This is a genomic window from Caldicellulosiruptor obsidiansis OB47 (assembly GCF_000145215.1).
GTDB lineage: Bacteria > Bacillota > Thermoanaerobacteria > Caldicellulosiruptorales > Caldicellulosiruptoraceae > Caldicellulosiruptor > Caldicellulosiruptor obsidiansis.
In genome coordinates this window covers 348,929-369,067 of the sequence record NC_014392.1, presented here as the reverse complement: position 1 = coordinate 369,067, position 20,139 = coordinate 348,929, and the positions used below count along the sequence as shown (strand labels likewise).

Genomic DNA, 20,139 nt, shown 5'->3' with positions numbered 1-20,139 from the left:
AGGCTTTAATATTATCAGTTAAGGTAGTCTACTTAAAATTATCTCTAATTATCTCTATTTGAAATTTCACTGTTATTTCTTTTTAGTTTTTCTATTGTAGGTTCACATTTTGATACCACATCTACCACCAACATATCAGAAAGAAAACAATAATGATTTACCTCTTCTTCAAACTTCTTACCTCTTTCCTTTTCTAACCACCTGATAAACTCTGAATTTTCTACTTTTAAAAAATATCCGTTTTTAAATTTGTACTTTTTTATATCCCAAAATATAAGCCACAATAACAATCTTCTGCCTTCATCTGCAAATCTTACTGCCTCTATACCACTCTCAAATTTTACTACGAACTGCTCACCCATATAATATTTACCTTCCTCATTTTTCCTTATTCCTTGATCTAATAATATTACAAGTTTCCCTTCTTTGTATATTAGATCCCCAATAAATAGTCCCTTACTAATATCCATTTTTTCAAGAAATTTATCGTCAACAAATTCTATATACTCTTCCTTATCGTATTCCCATGACATATCTGTAAGTTCTAATCCTTCTATCAATTTTTCTTCGTCAATTTCTGTCATTTTCTTGCAAAAAGGATATATAATTTCTGGCGGTACAAAATTACTTATAAATTCGATAACATAATTCTTTGTAGGTATAATATAATGTATCTTATCAACTGAGTCCGGATAACTATCTCTAATTAACCAATTTACATATCCTGTATTCCTCCCAATATACATATACAACTCTTCTTCTAAAACAACCGGATCCTCCGTTTCTAACATCTCCATAAGTCTCTTCCTGTTTTCAGTTGCACAAAACAAAACTGAATATGGATATCCTGATTCTAATATCTCAAACTTTTTTTGTCCTTTAATCAACCTTATGAAAAACCCTTGACTACCTTCAAATTTAATTGTCTCACATCTAACTCCCATATCTATCCAACTCATTATCATCAACCTTCTCTTATTTTTGCTTTTTAAATTTCAATATATCATACGTTTAAATACTTAACTTGATGAACTTATTTCCCAATAATCTCTGAATCTTCATAAACATATCTCGTCTGATAGTTTACATTTCCTACTATTCCTTGCTTTGTTTTCTTTTTTTAACAAATTGTTTTCTAGTTACACTAAAGTGTTTTTTAAATAAACTTTAAGTATTATTTTTTCGCAAGGTGTTGTACTTATTTTTGCTTCAAAGGAAAATTGCACTTACTCTTGTAGCTAATTTTTTCGCCATTTTTCTAATTATTATAACTCCAATTTGTCATTGCTATTGTTATATACTCTGCTTGAGTGTTCAAATCTTAATTCTTTTTGTAGTATGTTTATTGTAAGCCATAGCTTCAAACCTCCTTGCGTATGGTTTTGCCATTCCATACTACAATTATAGACTGTTTGAAGCTATGGCTTTAATTTTTCATTGTTGCATTTAATTTAACAACTAAGAAAAAACTAATTATCATTATACCTGATTTTTATCTTTGGTTTACATCTATTTGATATTTCACTAAACTTTTGTATCTCCAACGTTGGTCTTCCCTCATCACTTTTCAGTCTTACAATTACTTTCTCCCCATCTTTTAAATCTCCTACATATGTTATTTGAATATCTCCCTTATATGTTCCTTCAATTATTTTTACATTCTTTGGCTCTAAATTATAGAAATCTCTTAAAGCATTCTCAAAACCACCACTTTTTTCATAAATATATAATCCGGTAGATTTCTTTTTCTCAACAAATTTAGCGGTCTCAATCAAATACTCAAGCGTAATCCTCTTCTTAGGTGCTGCTTCTGCTACCTTCCAAATTAAACCTTTTACTCTCTTACTTATATTACCTAACTTCTGTATTAACTTTGCGCCTAATTCTATCGCTTTTTTGCCCAATATAATATCTGCTACTGTGGCTACTATTGTCCCAACTACTATTCCTAACTTCTTTCCATATTCCTTAACTTCTTCATTACATGTTCTGCCACTAAACACTTCTCTTGTATGCTTTATAACATATTCAACAGGTTCTACATACCTATCATATAAACTCTTCAATAATTCCTTTATAACATCACTGTTTAATAATTTCGGTAAAGCTTTTGCTATATCAATAAATGCTCCTATAAACCTAAAACTGATAATATCTCCTAATGCTTTTAATTGTTCCCTTGCAACTTCCCATAAACCCAATCCCAATCCTTGGATTAACAATATGCTCTGTTTTACACTTAGCTCTCCGCTCGGATCTACATATATCAGCGGATTGTTCAAACAATATACATATGGATTCTGACTTGTAAGCTCGGCTATCTCTCCAAATATCCTGTCCTTACTTATATATCTTCCTACCTGCGGTAAATAATACCTCGCTGCTGCATATAAATATCCACTCTCTTTATCCTCTTTGTAACCTGTAAATCCTACTACATCTAACCCTCTTATTTTCCCTATCTCTACTACTTTTTCGCCAAATTCGCTATATGCTCTATATCCTTCTACTTTGCCTGTCGCATCAACGATTATCTGAGGGCTGAATAAGTCATCTGTTAGATAATAGTAGCTATATAGTTTTCCTCTCTCTTTTACTTGTGCTCCTATTATACCATTTCCATATATATACTCTTCATCTACTCCATAATTTGTATTAATTGCTACTAAATCGTCACTTTCACTTGTCTCGTCATATACATACTCATATTCTGCCCTGTATCTTTTGTTATTTATTAACTCTTCACATCTTTCCTGAATTCTGCTAACTCTTCCGTCGTTTAGATATTTCCTAAGTATATCTTTGCTAAATTTCGATAGCGGGAGTTAAAATAAAATTGTGTCCACTGTATAATTAGTATTGAAATAATCATCAAAGGGGGTCACTGAGAATGAATAAAAACGAAATTTACGAAACTGCTAAAAACATGGCTGTAGAGCAAGTATTAAATATGTATTGCTCCAAAGATGATCCTAATCGCCCAGCTCTAAAGCAACTCTTAGAAAACTTGCTCGATTGCTTTATGTTATCGGAAAGAGCAGTATACCTTGCTAAAAACGACAATGACAAAGGTAATGGTTTTTACGATAGAAAACTTGCAACACCTGTTGGCAGTCTTGAAATCTCTGTCCCTCGCACGCGTACTGGTAATTTCCGACCTTCTATCCTCCCTGACCGCTACAAAAGAGTTGATAGTTCGTACACCGACCTTCTTATGTCTTTAGTTGTCAATGGTTATTCCGAAAGTTCCCTTGTTCAAACTTTGAAAGCTTTGAATCTTCCATATTCCGAAAATGAAATACTAAAAATCAAAGAAGACCTTAAAAATGAACTTCAGTTATTCAAACAAAGAGAACTACCAACAAGTACTTTTGCTCTTATCATCGATGGTTATCATTGTGAAGTTAAGGATAATTCTAAGGTTAAACAAGCTACTTGTTATGTTGTCCTCGGCATCGACTTAGAAGGTAAAAAAGATATTTTTGGTATCTACACTTTCTTTGGCAAAGAAAATAAGGCTGATTGGATGAAAGTTTTTGACGATTTAATTACAAGAGGTCTTAAAGAAGTTTTAATTGTCATAAGTGATGACTTTCCTGGTATTATAGATGCTGTCAAACTTGCTTATCCTCTTGCTGACCATCAACTGTGTTTTGTCCATCTCCAACGTAATGTCAGAAAACATATGACAAAAGAAGATGCTTCAGCTTTTAACAAGAGTTTAGACAGACTTAGAATTTCTTCCTCCGATTTTGACGAAGCTGTACTGAAATTTAAAGAACTTTGCAATGGATACCTTTCAAAATATCCTCGATTTATTAAAGCAATATCAGAAAAAGCAGAGTTTTATCTTGCACATATGAAATACCCTGAGGAATTAAGAAAGCATATCTATACCACAAACGCCGTTGAAAGTGTAAATAGCATGATTGAGAAGATTAGAGTAAATTCAGGTGGATACTTTCAGTCTGTTGAAGTCTTAGAAATTAATATTTACTTACAGCGAGAGAACTTACGCCGTACAAAATGGAAAAATGGAGTTCCCAGCATTAGAAAATGCATTAACAACATAACCCAACTTTACAATTTACGTTATAAATTGGAAACACAAAATTCTTGACAAGTCTCTCGATAGCTCTACTATTTTATTTACTCTTTTGTCTGATGAATCATATGTGTATATACTTTCTATTCCCCATATTGTATTTACCTTTGTAAGCCTTCCCCGAACATCAAATGTATTTCTTATAATCTCTGTCCTGCCAGATTTTATACTTATTAAGTTTCCTTCGCTGTCATATTCCATTTTGATCTCTGGCAGTTTTATGCAGTCAATAAGTCCTGTGGCCTTTATTTCGTATAACCTCTGTTCATCGTCGTATTTATAGTCAATTACATTTGCAAGTATCCTTCCCGCATACTCTTCTTTTCTTACCCTGTTGCCAAGTGTATCGTAAAAATATCTCTCTTCAAACCCATTTTCTCTTTTTACTTTTATAAGTTGATTGCGTGTATCATACTCATAATATACTTTTCCTTCAGTTATTCCTGCTAATTTACCTATCTCTCTTTCGTTTATCCTCTTTTCTGCATAAATTTTGTTCCCGTTTGGATCATACTTGTACAGTATTTCACTTAGTATCTTAGATTTTGAACCGTAATTTGCAAGTCTTGTCAGCTGTGAAACCGCATCATATTCATAAACACTTCTTACTCCATTTGGCAATATCTTTTCTATTAGATTACCTTTAGCATCATACTTGTACTTTGTCTCTTTACCATCAGTTGTAACTTTTATTAACCTGCCAACAACGTCATATTCGTACTGCACCAATCGCCCGTTAGGATATTTTATTGCAGCCTTTTCTCCTCTTTTGGTGTAACTGTATTCAAATGCTCTGCCTTTGTAATCAACTACTTTTGTTACCCTACTCAAAACATCATATTCATATTTTTTGCTTCCTAACCAATCATTTACTTCAACAAGCCTGTCTAAATTATCATACTTGAACTCCACAGTTTTCCCATCTGCATAGGTTATCTTTGAAAGATTGTTCACTGCATCATATTCATACTTTGTAGTGTTGCCGTTCTTATCAACACTTTCAATTAAATTTCCATCTGCATCATAGGTATAAACTTTTACATTGCCTAACGCATCTTGCTCTGATACTAACTGCCCTCTTTTATTGTATTTGTACTTTATTACTATTTCCTTCAACTGCTCCGAATACTTTTCACCCTTTGTTTTGTTCATTCTTTCTATTGTCTCTTTTGTTACTCCCATAAATTTGTGAATTTCTATTACGTTATCATTTGAATCATAAACAAATATTTCCCGCGCACCATCAGGCGAAATTACCTCTACAAGTCTATCAACAGCATCATATATAAATGTGGTCTTGTTACCCTTTGCATCAATAATTGCGCTCAGCTTTCCTGTTGGCGTATACTCATATCTTTTAGTGCTGCCAAGAGCATCTTTTGTCATGACTAATCTGTCACAGTTATCATAGTAATACTCTGTAACCTGACCATTGGCATCAATATATTTCTTCAAATTACCGTTTCTATCATATTCAAATCTGTTTGTTGAACCATCTGCAAAGGTTATCTTGACTAAATTCCCTTTTAAATCGTATTCATAGCGTGTTGTTGCTCCAACCTCGTCAGTTTCAGTGCTAATGAGCCCAAGCGCATTATAGCTGTATTTTACAATGTTCCCTTGTGCATCTTTTTTAGCAACAAGTTCACCTGCTGGATTGTACTCATATTCGGTTACATTTCCCTGCGCATCAATAATTCTCTTTATCTTGCCATCGTAGGTATACTCAAATTTTGTACTTCTGCCTTTTGCGTCAATTTCTTCTATAACTCTGTTAAGAGCATCATAAACATACTTGGTCTCTTTCCCTCTACCACTTACTACTCTGGTCACATTACCGTTAGGGTCGTATTCGTACTTCACAATAAATCCTTCTTCATCTTTCACTGCAACAAGCCTGTTCAAGTTATCATATGAATATTCTATAAAAGTGCCATCCGGTTTTATTATTTTCTTCAAATTCCACATATTATCGTATTCAAATTTTGTCACCCTACCAACCGCATCTGTTATCTCACTTAGCTTGCCAATTTCATTGTATTTGTAAATTGTTTGTCTTCCAAGCTGGTCAATTATTTTTGTCACATTGCCTTTAGCATCATATTCAAATTCTTGAGACGTATTGTCAGGATACTTTATTGAGGATATATAACCTGCTTTTGTCCACGAAAATACTGTTTTATTACCCTCGGGCTTAATCATCCCAATTAATCTGTTGAAAGTGTCATACTCATAAGTGGTTATACTTCCCAATGGATCTTTTACTTTTGTTACGTTTCCTTTCTCATCATATTCTAACTCCTGAACTGCTCCATTTGGATAGATAATTCTTTTAGGAAGACCCTTTTCGTTATATTCTACCTTGGTTTCTCTTCCAACTTCATCTCTTGTTAATATCACATTGCCTTTATCATCATACTCAAAAGTAATAGCAGTTCCATCGGGATTTCTAATTTTTATTAAATTGTCTCTACTGTCATATTCAAATTGTGTAACAAAGCCAAGAGGATTAATTTCTTTTATTAGGTTGCCTTTTTCATCATATTCGTACCTGTAACTGTTGTTATTCTTGTCAATATAACCAATTATCTGATTGTTGTCGTCAAAGACATACTGAACCTTTCCATCTTCAAATTCATGTTCGAATATTCTGTATTTACCATCTTTTTTATAAACAATTTTAGCTCCATTTGGCTGAATATATGTGGTAGTGTGAGCAACATCATCATACACAAATGTGTGCAAGCTACCGTCTGCTGTTTGCTGACTTATTACTCTGCCTTTTTCATCATATACGTTTACTACTTCTGAAACTCCAAGCGGATTTATTATTTTTGTAAGTCTTCCTTTTTCGTCATATTCATATCTGTATCTGTTCCCCTCAACATCTGCAAACCAAATTAACCTGTCCCCATCATAGCCATATTCAACAAAACGCCCATTGTTATCAGTAACTTTTGTCACATATCCATCTGTATTGTAATGGAAGGTTAAATATCCAATCAAAGATTCAATTTTTACAAGTCTACCATCCTCATAAACCAGAGTTGTTTTATTGCTATTTTCATCTTCTATTGCTATTAATTGCCCGTCCAAATTAAAATAGAATTTGACCTCTCCATTGAGTTCAAGTATATAATCGTTCTGGTTTTTAGTGATAAATTTTTTGTTATCAAAAATTGATATATATTTGCCAATATCTTGATTAAAAACAAAATCTTCTGCATGCCCATCATTAAAAAATACTCTTAGTTTTTCGCCCACTTTTTTAAGTTTAAAATCAAATGAGTATCTCCAATTATTGCCAAATATGCCCTTGTATGAATCAATAGAATTATAAAATCTGCTAAATACTATCTTGTTACTACCCTCAATAGAAATATCATCAGAACTTGTTACAAAATTACCCACCGCTGGATTTACAGGCTCACCTACTAAACAGCTTGTGCCATTCTCAATGGTCTCAATTCCAGTTTGATATAAAAACTGGTCGCCAGCTGGATGGGGAGGTATTTTTATTGTTCTTGATAAAACTTTACCCTCAACATTATCTGCCACAACTGCAACAGAATAAGTCAACGTGGTTTCATCCGTAAACGGTTCAACGAATACCTTCCACGAAACTAAACGTTCTTCTCCTGGTTTTAAACTGTCAATAGTTTTTTCAGCTTCTTCTTCAATATCAAGTCCGTCAGGTAATACAATCTTTGCTTTTACATTGTTTACCTGGACATTTGAATTGTTCATTATATAAGCTGTTACAGTAAAAGGATTTGGATAATAATCATTTTCATTTGCTTGAATTTCACTTACAGATGTTAGACTTACCGCTAAAGGTGGTCTCAGTTCCTGTGTAAATTCGCCTATACCATAATATGTTACAAACTCTTTTTCTTCATTAGGAAGAAGAATTTCATTTTCCCAATATATTGCAACAGCACTGTCACCACCATATGAAGTACCATTAGAAAACCTCACATTTGGGTTAACTGTGTAATTCTATGGAGTACGATACAAATTTGACCAGTGAGCAAATTGAACTCTATCTGGTCTATTTCCTTTATCTGTATAAAATATCCCTTGAGTTATTATAGTGGGATTTGTAAGTGTATCAAAGGCTTGATAATATTCGGGTATATTATCACCAGAAAGTTCAATCTCGTTAGTAACTGCTCCAAGCCCTGGTACTCTAAATGGTGCTCCATCGTTACTTCCAAGCATTGTGTCAAGCATTATCCTAAGACCAATATTTTTAGCTCCTGTTGAACTATTTTTTATTTTATACTTTATCTGAACAGTATCTTCTCTTGGAGTTGTGGCACTTTTGACAATAGAAAGCTCTTGAACAATATATACCTCATTTGCTACTTGCTGGCACAATGAAGTGGTTCCACTGTATAAAAAAGATGAAGGATTGAAAATAAAGTATGAACCATCAATATTGACTGTTGTATAGCTTGACCATGCTCTAGGATGTCCATAAAGCATTATTTTACCATCATCATTTGGATTTGAAGGATCACCTTTTCTTGCTCCTATTGTAAAACGGCCTTTTTCAGTATTATTTACAGCTTCAAGAAAATATTCTATAAAATCATTGCCAATAAGCTGTGATGTATTTTGAACTGACGCTGACAGAAAAGCTGAGTTTGTGGAAAAAGTAGTTAAGCGCGAGATTGACTTTGTCTCAACTTGTGGAGCAAGGCTTTTTTTATAATTTTTATATTCCTCCTCGCTCATTTGAAGAAAATTCTGCTGATCAGAAGGAACTGTGCTGACTTGCTGAGCAAAGGCTGTGAGATTAAAAAATACATTAGTGGTTAAAAAAGATAACAAAAGCAGCAATGACACAATTTGTTTTGTTATTTTCTTCATTCTATCCTTTCCCCTCGTCTATATAGTATTTTTTGACAATATTATACTTTTAATTTTTCTTAACTGTCAACTATATTTTACATTTTTATAATTTATATCTTAAGTAAGCATTATATAAGCATTATAAATAAAAAGGTTGGCAAAAACTAATCTTTGCCAACCGCAAAAATGTATACGTTGTTAAAATATATACGTTGTTATATTTTAGTGATAACATCCTTTAAATATTCAAACCCAAGCCTTAGTCCCTCTTTTACTTTTTCTTCAGTTCCTTCATACTCTGGGTCTTCATGTTCTATGCTCACAACAAAGCTATAGCCGTTTTGTTTTAGTTCTTTCAAAAATGCTTTCCAATCAATCTCGCCACGACCTGGCATTCTGTACACCCAGTAACCCATATCCCATTCATCTTTTCTTTGAATCTGGCTACCAAAAATGGAATATTTATTAAGCTTGTCTTTCAAAATCTGAGTATCCTTTGCATGGACATGGAATATTTTGTCTTTGAACTCTTTTATGACCGAAACAGGGTCAATCCCAAGCCAAATAAGGTGTGACGGATCAAGGTTCAAACCAAAGTTGTCATACGGAAGCCTTGAGAACATCTCCTCCCAAAGCTCAGGTGAATACGAAATTGTACCTGTCCAACCACCGTTTGAGTTCCAGCCTGGCATAGGACAATTTTCTATTATAATAGAAACTCCTTTTTCCTTTGCGTACTCCAAAATCTCTTTAAACACAATCTCAAACTCGTCAAAGTTTTCCTTGATTGTTTTGTTATAGTTTCTCCCAACAAAGGTCCCAACATACTTGACTCCAAGAAGATTTGCTGCATCAATCACCTTTTTTAAATGGTCATGGTAAGATTTTCTTATCACAAGATCAGGGTGCAGGTTGTTGTCATAGTATGCAAGAGAAGAAATTTGCATATTGTTTTGTTCAAAAAGCTTTTTGATTCTTTCTGCTTCGTCTCTTGTAAGCCTTACAACATCCAAGGTTGTGCTAGAGTAGTCTCTTGTATTTTTTACAGGCCAGCACGCAACCTCCAACATCTCAAAACCAACACTTTTTGCCCACACAACAAGATTTTCAAGGCTTTGTTTTGGCAGGCAGGCTGTTAAAAACCCAAGTTTCATGCTATCGTCAGCTCCTCTTTTTATTTTTTGAATCTTACCCAATGTTTAATAATCAATCCTCACAATCTTGCCAGTCTTTGCTGACTCAAAACATGCAAACACAACCTTCATTGTCTTTAAGCCTTCTTCCCCAGAAATTTTAGGTGGTGTGTTAGTCAAGATACAATCAATAAATTCGTCTACCACACCTGATTTTGTTTGTCTTTCGTTTGTCTGCATTGTGTCAAGCTCAAAATATGCTTTTTGACCGTTTGCATATCTTATTATCATCGAAAATTTTGGGTCTGCGTAAAGCGTGATTGAACCCTTCTCACAGTAGATTACAGTAGAGTTATCTTCACTTCCTGGATATGTCCATGAAGCTGTAAGCGTTCCAATTGCGCCGCTCTGTGTCTTTAAAATGCAGACTGCATTGTCGTCAACGTCAATTAGCTGGCCATTTGGATACTTTTTGGAAAGAGTTGTAACAAACGCAGCTGCCTCAACAAACTCCTCCCCGAGCAAAAACCTCATAAGGTCAATCTTATGAACGCCAAGGTCACCCATAGCACCAAATACAGCCAAATCCTTATGGAAAAACCATGTATCAGGCTTGTCTGAGCTCCAGCTCTCAGGTCCTCCATGACCAAATGTTGTCTTAAAGCTTAGAACCTTCCCAAGCTCACCGCTTTGAATTATTTCTTTTGCTTTTTTGTGGGCACTATTAAACCTTTGGTTATGAGCAATCATTAAAAACCTGCCTGTCTCTTTTGCAGTTTCTACCATCATTCTGCACTCATCTTCTGTTGTTGCCATTGGCTTTTCACAAAGAACATGAGCACCCTCTTTTAAAGCTTTTATAGTAGCATCAGCATGAAGATAATTTGGCGTTGCAACTATTACTGCATCAGGTTTTATTTCTTTGAGCATCTTTTCGTAATCATCATAGACGTTTCCAACTTTAAATTTTTCTGCAATAGCTTTTGCATGGTCTAAATTCCTGTCACATACAGCAACAAGCTCAACATTGGGATTTTGCTTTGCCTCCGGCGCATGTCTGTGCTTTGTTATTGAACCGCATCCAATTATTGCAAGTCTTACTTTTGTCAATTTGGTCTTCTCCCTTCGTTAGTGTAAATGATTACATATATCATTATATACTATTGTGTAATCAATTACAATGGTTTTAAAATAAAAATAAACATCAGGCAGACTCTCTTGTTTTGAGCTCATGAGGAAGTATAATTCTTTGCTGTTTTAAAGTACCAGGGGTTTCAAGCGTATCAATCAAAATCTGAGCAGCTTTTTCGCCTATTGAGTACATGGGCTGTGCAACTGTTGTGATTGATGGCTCATACAGCCTTGACATCATGATATTGTCAAAACCTGTCACAGAAAACTCATCAGGGACTTTAAGTCCCAGAGCTTTGGCAGCCTTTATCGCCCCAACTGCCATCAAATCTGAAGAGCAGGCAATTGCATCATATTTTTTAAGACAACAAAGGTTTTTGAGCTTCTCATAAAGCTCTGCCCAACCATAGCTGCATCTTATGACGTTCTCTTCTCTAAACTCAAGTCCATTTTCTTCAAGAGCTTTTCTGTATCCTTCTTTCCTTTCAAACTCAGAAGGAATCTCCTCGTTTCCAATTGCGCATAAAATATTTTTCTTGCCTTTTTTTATGAGGTAGTCTACAACGTCATAAAAGGCTCTTTTGTGGTCTATTGTTACAAATGAAGTGTCCAAAAAAGGATAAAACTCGCATGCCTGAACAATCCTTTTTGTGTCAAGCTCTTTGCAAAAATCAATCTCAATCTTTGCAGATGCAATTATTGCCCCATCAACCTGTTTTCTTTCTATAAGCTTTAAATACTCAGCTGCAATCTCAGGGCTGTTTTGCGTTGTGCAAAGAAGTATTCCATAACCATTCTTTCGTGCAGTATCCTCAATACCTTTAACAACACGTGCAAAGTATGCATTGGCAATTGTAGGAAGTATAACTAATATCAGATTTGACTTGTCTTTTCGGAAGTTTCTTGCAAGAAGGTTAGGCTTAAATCCCAGTTCTTCTATCGCCTTTAAAACCTTCTGTCGCGTTTGTTCAGAAACCTTTTCTGAATTATTCAAAACCCTTGAAACTGTTGCAACAGAAACACCAGCTCTTTTGGCAACATCTTTGACTGTTGGCATTTCACACCCCCAGATACTTTTACTTTTGTTTTTTATTTTATACCTTTGAAAAAATCCTTGCAACCTTTGTAATTACTTTGAATTATATCCGAACAATAGCGTCAAGTTACTGTCTTTCTTGGGCTCTTTTTATTCTTACCTTGAAGAAAATCAAAACTGTGCACAAAAGAGTAAAGATTGTAGCAAGTACAAAAGGCAAACTTTTTGAAAAGGTATAACACTGCCCGGCTATTGCACCAACCGGCATGGAAAAAAGAGAGATTAAAAACATTGTGATTGACAACACATGCGCTCTTCTGCTGTCATCAACAGAATTTGCCAAGATAGCATCAACAAATGAATAATATACTGCAGCTCCTATGCTGCCAAGCACTGTTACAATTATCATCAAAATAAAGCCAAACGTTCCAGGTGGTGCAACCAAAATCAGAGCATTTGAAACTGTAATTGAGAGCATTCCCCAAAAAAGAACACTATCATGTTTTTGTTCTTTGAGGTTCGGAATTAAAAATATTACAAATATAAGGGCTACCGTACTCCACAGCGTAGGAAACACCGAAATTATACTATCTGGATAATGCAAAGCTTCACTCAAGTAAATATTTTTATATGTGTCTCTGAATATCAGGGCAACGTTGCCAAATATGGTGACAAGTACTATCAGTAGAAGTTGCCTGTTTCTGAACATATACTTTAAACTGTCAAACCACTCTGAAAAACCATTATTATTGCTATCAGAATTTTCCTGCGCAAGTTTTTGCCCCACAGAGCTTTCAGACGTCACAAGATGTCTTACAACAATTAGTATATTTACTAAAATCCCAAACGCAAGGACTGTCCATTTAGTTGCAGGTATCAAGCCAAACCTTGCAACAAGGACGCCCATTACAGGCGCAAAAAGGTTACCCATATTCCACACAAATACAGTTACAGAATAGATTGCAACTCTTTCGTTTTCGGTTGCATCTTCCATTAAAAGAAGTCGCCATGCAAGTTCAGGAATTCTCATAAGTCCGTTAAAAATGGTAGCAATTAGAAACCATGTAAAATCTTTTGCAAAGAAAAATATATATGCATACACGCACCACGACAGAAAATCGCCAATGAGGAGAACCTTTTTGCGTCCAAACCTGTTCACAAGCAGTCCTGCAAATGGTGATGTGATAAGCATCACCAGGTTCAACACTGTTGACAGCAGTCCTATCTGGTAATCCTTTACTCCCACTCTTGTCATGTAAAGTGAAGAGTAGATGATATACATGGCATAGGGAATAGTGAAAATGGGCTCAAAAAATAGGATCTTTTTAGCGTTTGGATTTATCTCTTTGAATGCTAAAACCATCTGCTGCAGCTGTGCCTTGATCCTTGTCATAAAAATCACCCCGTATGTGTAAAACCGCTATAAATAGCAAAAAATTTAGACTTTGCCACCAATTTTAATATTGTCGATACCTTCCTGTTTTGCACGATTGTAAATCTCTTGCAAGTATTCTATCTCCAAGTCTTCGGTGCCACTTATTTTCTCATTCAAAACTTCAGGTGTGTATTTATAAGGTTTTATGACATAAAGCTTGGCATCTTTTAGAAGTCTTGCAATATTCAATATATCTTCAACTGTATGAAGGTGTTTGTTCACCGTTGTTCTGAATTCATAGTCGATATTTGAATTTTTTAATATCTCTATTGACCTTCTGATTTTGTCAACGTCAGAAAAGCCTGTGATCTGGGGGTATTTTTCAAGTGGGGCTTTTACGTCCATCGCGACATAGTCAAGAAGACCAGCATCTAAAAGCCTTTGTAAAACCTCCGGTCTTGAACCATTTGTGTCAAGTTTAACAAGTAATGAACGATTTTTTATTTTCTTTATAAACTCAGTTAAATACTCTTCATTCAAAGTTGGTTCTCCACCTGTTATGCATACCGCATCAACTATACCTTTTCTTTTATCCAAGTACTCAAAAAAGATATTGTCATCCATAAACTCACCTTTGAAGTTTACAAGCTGTGAATTGTAGCAAAATGGGCACGAAAAATTGCAGCCACCAAAAAAACAAGTAGCTGCAATCTTTTTCGGATAGTCAACAGTTGATATTTTCATAAAATCAACAAGCATATTCTATATCTCCTTTTAAATAATCTCTTGATTATATTCTTTTTTGTCAAACCACCACGTATTTTATTTTAACCTCTTTTTATCACTATTTGCAAACCTCTAATTTTTTAAAAACAAGGAAAAAAGAAAATCTATTCAAGCTTTTTCCTTATCAATTTAATATTTTGCTCATCCTTGCAATAAAATTCATATTCACAGCCACAACAATCCTTTTTCACACAATCTTCTATTATTGCAAGCACATCCTTTCTACTTTTAATACTTCTTATCCTTCTTATAACATCCATCACATCTTCAAGGTGCTCTTCTTTTAGTTCATAGTCAAACTTTCTACCTTCTCTTAACCAAAAGATAGAAGAAAAAATATTTTTCTGTGGAAATCTTTCTTTCATTGCCATTGTGTAAATGAAAAGCTGTGGAATGTAAATATTGAATTTTGTATCATCAAAATGAAGGTTCGTTTTAAAATCAACAAGGAAAATCTTATCTTCAAGATGGTACACCTTGTCAATTATCCCATATATCATTTGATTGCCAAGTTTGAAATAAAATCTAATTTCGCTTTCCTCTTTTATCACTTTATCTTTGATTTCCTTTACAAACTGACTTTCAAAAAAGTTTAAAATAAGCTCTCTCACAATCTTTTCACTTTCAAAGTCATTTTCAAGCACGGCTAAGGCAATGTTGGTATCCAAACTCTTAATATCTTTCAAGCTCGTGAGCTCTAAAACTCTGTGAACGGTTGTACCAAGTACTTTTGCGTTCTGTTGTATCTCCTCTTTTGAGCTCAGTTCATCAAAAACTGGAAGACCCATAATATACTTTAACGAAAACATGGCAGGACATCTTTTAAAATCCATTATGTGTGAAGGTGACAAAAACTTAAACCTATTTTCAAACTCGTCAGGTAAAATCATTAGAGGTAATGTACTTTCAATTGTATTTTTCTGTTTACAAGTAAAATCATTAGATAGATCTTCTTCAGTGTCTTTTATCTCCACAACTTCTTTTTCAATTCCAATCTCCTCTGCCTTTGCGAGAATGTAATTCAAACCCACCTCTTCACCAAACGACTTTACCCCTCCTCTTTTCTTTATAGCTTCTCTTAAGCTTGAGTTTATCAAGAAAAGCCCTGCCATCGGTCTTGTTATGGCAACATAAAAAAGCCTTTTTCCCTCTTCTTTTTCCTGCTGTTTTGATATATTCTTTATTCTTGTGTATTCTTTTTCCATCCAAAAAGGAGCAATTCTATACTCTCTTGTGCTTGTATCATAAGAGCCTCTCAGTTTTGGACTTCTGCCCGGAAAGTACCCTGTGCTCTCGCAAAGTCCGACCAAAAACACTATTGGAAAGCTGAGTCCTTTTGCTGAATGTATGCTGATAAGTACTGCGCTGTCATCAAGAGAAGAAAAGCTTGAAAACCTTTCGCCTTGATAATTTATAAAATTGTAAAGTTCTTCTATCGAAAAACTTTTGCTCTCTTCTGCCAAGTCATAGAAAAGTCTGACATTTTCGTATGCACCCTTGCCAAAAAACTTGTAGACCTTGTAGCTATATTCGAACATGTCTTCAAACTCATATAAAATCTCTGAAATCTTTTGGACAAACAGGTTATCACGCTGTTTTGCAATAAATTTTAAAACATCTTCTGGAACATAGCATTCTATTTTGCTCATCTCGTAAAAGAGAAGCGTGAATTTGTCCACTTTAAATATGTCATTTGCAAGAAGTCTTAAGTACCCGGATTTTTTGTCTGGATACTGCAAAATCTCAAGAAGGCCTAAAAGCGGTACTATCTCTTTTTGCTCCAAAAGCCCTCTTTTGAAGTTAATATCAAGTGGAACATCATAATCCTCAAACACCCTTTTGTAAATATGAGCAATGTTTTGAATTTTTCGCGACAGCACTGCAAAGTCAGAGTATTTTACCTTTCTTTTTGGCTTGCCACCCACACTTATCTCAAAACCACTTTCAACCATCTCTTTTATCTTTTTTGCAACATAAATAGCTTCATTTTGAATAATCTCTTCTCTTGCTTTATTTACAATCTCCACAACCTTTAAAAATCCGTCAGCTTGATGCTTGTAAGAAAGCGGCTTGTAGTCCGGAAAAAGTATTGTAGCAATTTTGTCTATCTTTTTGCCAAGCTCAGAGTTTGTTCTAAAGTTTTCACAGAGTTCTAAAACCTGACTGCAGTTTTCCATAGCTTCATCAAAAACCTCTGGCTCTGCACCCTGAAAACGGTAAATGGACTGTTTTTTGTCTCCCACATAATAAATGTTTTCAGCAATATTTTCAAATATCGATTTTTGCAAAAAGTTTGAATCTTGAAATTCATCGACAATTAAGAATTTAAATCTGTTTTTTACATCTCTATTTACCTCTGGAACGCTTAAAAGCTCAAAGGTCCTCTGCAAAACCAAATCGTATGTGAGTTCTTTTAAAAACTGGTCATTTAACCTGTCTGACAAATGCTCAAAAATGTAAAAAGTTTCACTTTCAAGGTGACAAGTTTTCCCGACATACTTTGCTGAGTTGGAATACTCCTGTGCTATGCTTTCAGCAAAGTGGAAATACTCCTCAATGAAAAACCTCTCCTGCGGCAGCTTCCCCAAAGTTGCAGGAAAAACTGAAAGATAATCGTCTATAAGTTCAAGTATCAGTCTGTCTATTTCAGGGACAATTTTAAAGTTTGCATCAACCTTTGCCCATGCCCAGTAAAATCTTAAAAGATACATACAAAATGAATGTATGGTCTTAATATGGGAGTTTTGAATCTTTGAAATTGTGAGCAAATCAAGCCTTCTTTGCTTTGCTTTTGAGATTATTCTATTTTTAAGTTCCCTTGCAGCTTTTTCAGTGTACGTTATGCAGACAATTTCAGTCGGTAAAATCTTTTTCTGGCTGATTAAGTCTATGTACAAGTTTGCTATGTTTTCTGTTTTTCCACACCCGGCAGAAGCACTATAAATGATTATATCACTCATTTTCACAACCATCCCCTGATGTTCTTGTTTTTAAAACAACAGACAAACATGGCTATATTCGCAAGAAAAACAGTTTTTAACAGACTTTGCTTTTTTATAAGTTTCAATTTCACCAAGTTTATTGATCCCTTCTTTTATCCCACTTAAGATCTCTTGAGTTAACTTATCCAAAGAACCATTTGTATTTTCATAAATTACGAATCGTGGTTTTTCAAAAAGATATATGGCAGCAACTTTGTCCAGCTCAAAGATGTAATTAGCAATCCAAATCTTGTCAATCTCTTTTTCAGACGAAATTTTTGCTTTTACAAAGCCGCATATTTCTTGGTCATCAATTTTTACAACAAAATTAGGAAAGAGTTGAAGTTCAACTCCTTCAAACATCTTTCTAACTACAAATACCTTGTCTTTCATATTTTGAGGAGTAAACTCTTCAACCCCGTATTCATTCATTCTCTCAACAATTTCAAGAGATATTTGCATAATATCTAAAGCTGCAAGTTTTTTAACCGGTTCATTATGCGTATAGCGAATATTGGAAAGCAAAAAATCAAGTGTCTCCTGAGGATCTTTTGAGGAAAGTATCTTTTGAATACATGAAAACAAAAGCTGCAAGTTCGAAAGAAAATGTTTTTCTTCTCTTTCTTTCTCGTCAACATCAAACTTTTTGAAAGCAAACTTCAAAGGACAGCTCTGATACTCAATAAGCTCTCTATCTTTTATCTGGTTAATTTCTGGAACCTCAGCACACGTGTAAGTTTTCCCATCATCTTTTTTATTTACATTCTTTATAAACTTATATTCCCTGTATGTCACCTTATCGTCACTTGGTATGTAGCTTTTTAAAACAGGTACTTCTTCAATACCTTCTAACTCCAAAAATGGGCTCTTATTTGTCTCTGTTTGGTAGTAACGAGGATATGACATATACACATCATAGGAGTTTAAAACGGTTCTAAAGTGCACAAGGTCTTTTTGAAATATGTAGTCAAAATTCTTTATCTCATCGAGCATGAGCTCTTCTTTTAATCTCATGTTTCGTAAAAATCCTTCAGAATTTGAGCGTGGCAAAATATCATCCGAAAGACCAATCAGATAAACCTTTTGATAATTAGAGCCCAGAACATCTTGAATGCTGAGAACATCAATGCCGCTTAAGATATTAATCGAAACGTCAACCATCTTCTGAGAAAGAATGGTTTTAAAAATACCCAGAAACTCTTCAAAAGTAAAATCAGAGTCAAATTCTTTAAAGTCTTCCTGGCCTTTTTTGAATATCTCATTCAAATGATAAAAAGCCTTTATAAATTCAATGTCATTTACAAATTCAGCATGTTTTGTTATTCCTAATCTCTCAAAAACTTTTCTAGTATTTTCAAGCCAGCTAACAAATGGCTTTGGCAATTTATCATATTCATTTTTTATTCTCTTTAGTCTATTGAAAACCCGCCGAACCTTTATAAGGTTTTCAATCACATCATCAAATGCATATAAATTTGCAAAAAACTCCAACTCTTCAAGCACAAATTCTATCTGCTCAAGCTCCAAAATACTCATATTTTTCATCTTTGAAAACAAAATCTCAAAGTCTGCCTTTTCTGTGTTCAAAAATTTATGCGATACTATCCGTTCAAAATTCTTTTTATCAAACTCTCCACCCAAAAACTCTAAAAGCTCTAAAACAAACCTGATAAATCCAAATTCTATAAGACTCTTCTGACAGCTAAGATTTACAGGTAACATCTCCTCAGAAAATGTCTGCACCAAAGCATCTTTATACCTTTCCACACTTGGCACAACAACTGCTATCCTGTCAAAACCTGCTTTTCTTTCAGAGATGTCTTTTTTAATCTCTTTTACAAGAGAATTTATCTCAAGGATTATGTTTGGATAGGAATAAACTTTAAGCTGACAAGAGGGTGAGTCTAAATTACCCAATGAATACTCTTTATTTGTACTAAACACTATGTCAAATCCAAGCGATTCTAAAAACTTGGCAGTTTCTATGCAGATCTCAATATCATCAAAAAATGGCATAAAAACTTCTATATCAGTTATTTCCTCTGCAATAAGTTTTAGTATTCTCTTTTGGTCGCATCTGAAATCTGTAAAAAATGCTATCTTTGCGCAACTGTAGTCTTTAAACTCAAGTCTGTTTTCTTCAAAAAGTTTTATTGCCAAATCCTGAAGGTATGAAAAGTTGACAAGGTTGTTTTGGTCAAGGTATTCCTTGTACTTTTCAAAAAGCTTTATTAAAAAACCATAATTTTCAGCTGACTCAAAATTGTTCTGAGAATAGTCCTTTGATTCTAAAAACATCAAATTCAAAAGGTATATTACCTGATTTGTAAACTCGTATGTCAAAACATTTTCAAAGTTTGTTTTCCCTTTGAAAATACTTTTGAGAAGTTGAAATACAACTAAAACCTCTTGTTCCCTTGTGATTACCTTCCGTGTCTTTAGCACCTCATTTTTGGCAGGGGTTATTAAATCATCAAATGTAAATATATCGGTATCAAAAAGAACTCGGTTTTTCTCAACAAGCCTTTCTTTGAGCTTATTTATAACAAAGCGTCGAGGAAGAATTATGAGTTCATTTGGTTGTGCATCATCAAGAAGGCTTAAATTAAGTTTTTTTAAAAGGTATGCTTTTTTCATCTTTGAGGTTTCTCCTCTCAAGGAAAAATTAAATGATAGTATGTTATATTGAGAAAATTATACTATATTTTCCTATTGAAAGTCAAAGAAAAATAAAA

The 20,139-nt window shown here is 34.2% G+C and carries 12 protein-coding genes and 1 pseudogene; 1 reads left to right on the top strand and 12 read right to left on the bottom strand.

Annotated features, from left to right (window positions below):
• Positions 1-44: 44 nt before the first annotated feature.
• From COB47_RS01455 to COB47_RS12950, 3 genes and pseudogenes are all read right to left on the bottom strand, one after another.
• Positions 45-959, bottom strand: a complete 915-nt coding sequence (locus COB47_RS01455) for a hypothetical protein (protein ID WP_013289652.1) — start codon at positions 957-959, stop codon at positions 45-47.
• Between the two features lie 510 nt (positions 960-1,469).
• A complete protein-coding gene (locus tag COB47_RS01450) occupies positions 1,470-2,222 on the bottom strand; it encodes a hypothetical protein (RefSeq protein WP_237698961.1) in 753 nt (250 codons plus the stop codon).
• Between the two features lie 84 nt (positions 2,223-2,306).
• A pseudogene (locus tag COB47_RS12950) lies at positions 2,307-2,453 on the bottom strand (RHS repeat-associated core domain-containing protein); the annotation flags it as partial.
• A gap of 437 nt (positions 2,454-2,890) precedes the next feature.
• Between COB47_RS12950 and COB47_RS01445 the strand changes: the two are divergent.
• Positions 2,891-4,120, top strand: a complete 1,230-nt coding sequence (locus tag COB47_RS01445; protein WP_013289651.1) for an IS256 family transposase — start codon at positions 2,891-2,893, stop codon at positions 4,118-4,120.
• On the opposite strand, the gene COB47_RS01440 is transcribed toward COB47_RS01445, so the two are convergent.
• From COB47_RS01440 to COB47_RS01405, 9 genes are all read right to left on the bottom strand, one after another.
• Complete coding sequence (locus COB47_RS01440) at positions 4,088-8,083, bottom strand: DUF6531 domain-containing protein (RefSeq protein WP_237698959.1); 3,996 nt, start codon at positions 8,081-8,083, stop codon at positions 4,088-4,090. The two genes, COB47_RS01445 and COB47_RS01440, sit on opposite strands and share 33 nt — an antisense overlap.
• Before the next feature lie 21 nt (positions 8,084-8,104).
• Positions 8,105-8,980 carry a hypothetical protein gene (locus COB47_RS12450; protein WP_237698957.1) on the bottom strand — a complete coding sequence of 292 codons (876 nt, stop codon included), beginning with the start codon at positions 8,978-8,980 and terminating at the stop codon, positions 8,105-8,107.
• Positions 8,981-9,177: 197 nt separating this feature from the next.
• A complete protein-coding gene (locus COB47_RS01435; RefSeq protein WP_013289650.1) occupies positions 9,178-10,116 on the bottom strand; it encodes a sugar phosphate isomerase/epimerase family protein in 939 nt (312 codons plus the stop codon).
• Positions 10,117-10,161: 45 nt separating this feature from the next.
• Positions 10,162-11,205, bottom strand: coding sequence for a Gfo/Idh/MocA family protein (locus COB47_RS01430; RefSeq protein ID WP_013289649.1), 1,044 nt, complete (start codon positions 11,203-11,205; stop codon positions 10,162-10,164).
• A gap of 94 nt (positions 11,206-11,299) precedes the next feature.
• Positions 11,300-12,283, bottom strand: a complete 984-nt coding sequence (locus tag COB47_RS01425; RefSeq protein ID WP_013289648.1) for a LacI family DNA-binding transcriptional regulator — start codon at positions 12,281-12,283, stop codon at positions 11,300-11,302.
• A gap of 106 nt (positions 12,284-12,389) precedes the next feature.
• Complete coding sequence (locus COB47_RS01420) at positions 12,390-13,655, bottom strand: MFS transporter (protein ID WP_041742338.1); 1,266 nt, start codon at positions 13,653-13,655, stop codon at positions 12,390-12,392.
• Between the two features lie 45 nt (positions 13,656-13,700).
• Positions 13,701-14,396 (bottom strand): anaerobic ribonucleoside-triphosphate reductase activating protein, encoded by a 696-nt coding sequence (locus COB47_RS01415; RefSeq protein ID WP_013289646.1) that lies wholly within the window; start codon positions 14,394-14,396, stop codon positions 13,701-13,703.
• Positions 14,397-14,527: 131 nt separating this feature from the next.
• On the bottom strand, positions 14,528-17,383 hold the full coding sequence (locus COB47_RS01410) for a UvrD-helicase domain-containing protein (protein WP_193343284.1): 2,856 nt from the start codon (positions 17,381-17,383) through the stop codon (positions 14,528-14,530).
• 30 nt (positions 17,384-17,413) lie between these two features.
• Positions 17,414-20,041 (bottom strand): 3'-5' exonuclease, encoded by a 2,628-nt coding sequence (locus tag COB47_RS01405; protein WP_013289644.1) that lies wholly within the window; start codon positions 20,039-20,041, stop codon positions 17,414-17,416.
• Between the last annotated feature and the right edge of the window lie 98 nt (positions 20,042-20,139).

Bases quoted from the DNA above. Each gene is read 5' to 3' on its own strand.
- COB47_RS12450 (WP_237698957.1), bottom strand. From the start codon at position 8,980: ATGAAGAAAATAACAAAACAAATTGTGTCATTGCTGCTTTTGTTATCT.
- COB47_RS01410 (WP_193343284.1), bottom strand. From the start codon at position 17,383: ATGAGTGATATAATCATTTATAGTGCTTCTGCCGGGTGTGGAAAAACA.
- COB47_RS01415 (WP_013289646.1), bottom strand. From the start codon at position 14,396: ATGCTTGTTGATTTTATGAAAATATCAACTGTTGACTATCCGAAAAAG.
- COB47_RS01445 (WP_013289651.1), top strand. From the start codon at position 2,891: ATGAATAAAAACGAAATTTACGAAACTGCTAAAAACATGGCTGTAGAG.
- COB47_RS01435 (WP_013289650.1), bottom strand. From the start codon at position 10,116: ATGAAACTTGGGTTTTTAACAGCCTGCCTGCCAAAACAAAGCCTTGAA.
- COB47_RS01420 (WP_041742338.1), bottom strand. From the start codon at position 13,655: ATGACAAGGATCAAGGCACAGCTGCAGCAGATGGTTTTAGCATTCAAA.
- COB47_RS01455 (WP_013289652.1), bottom strand. From the start codon at position 959: ATGAGTTGGATAGATATGGGAGTTAGATGTGAGACAATTAAATTTGAA.
- COB47_RS01425 (WP_013289648.1), bottom strand. From the start codon at position 12,283: ATGCCAACAGTCAAAGATGTTGCCAAAAGAGCTGGTGTTTCTGTTGCA.
- COB47_RS01405 (WP_013289644.1), bottom strand. From the start codon at position 20,041: ATGAAAAAAGCATACCTTTTAAAAAAACTTAATTTAAGCCTTCTTGAT.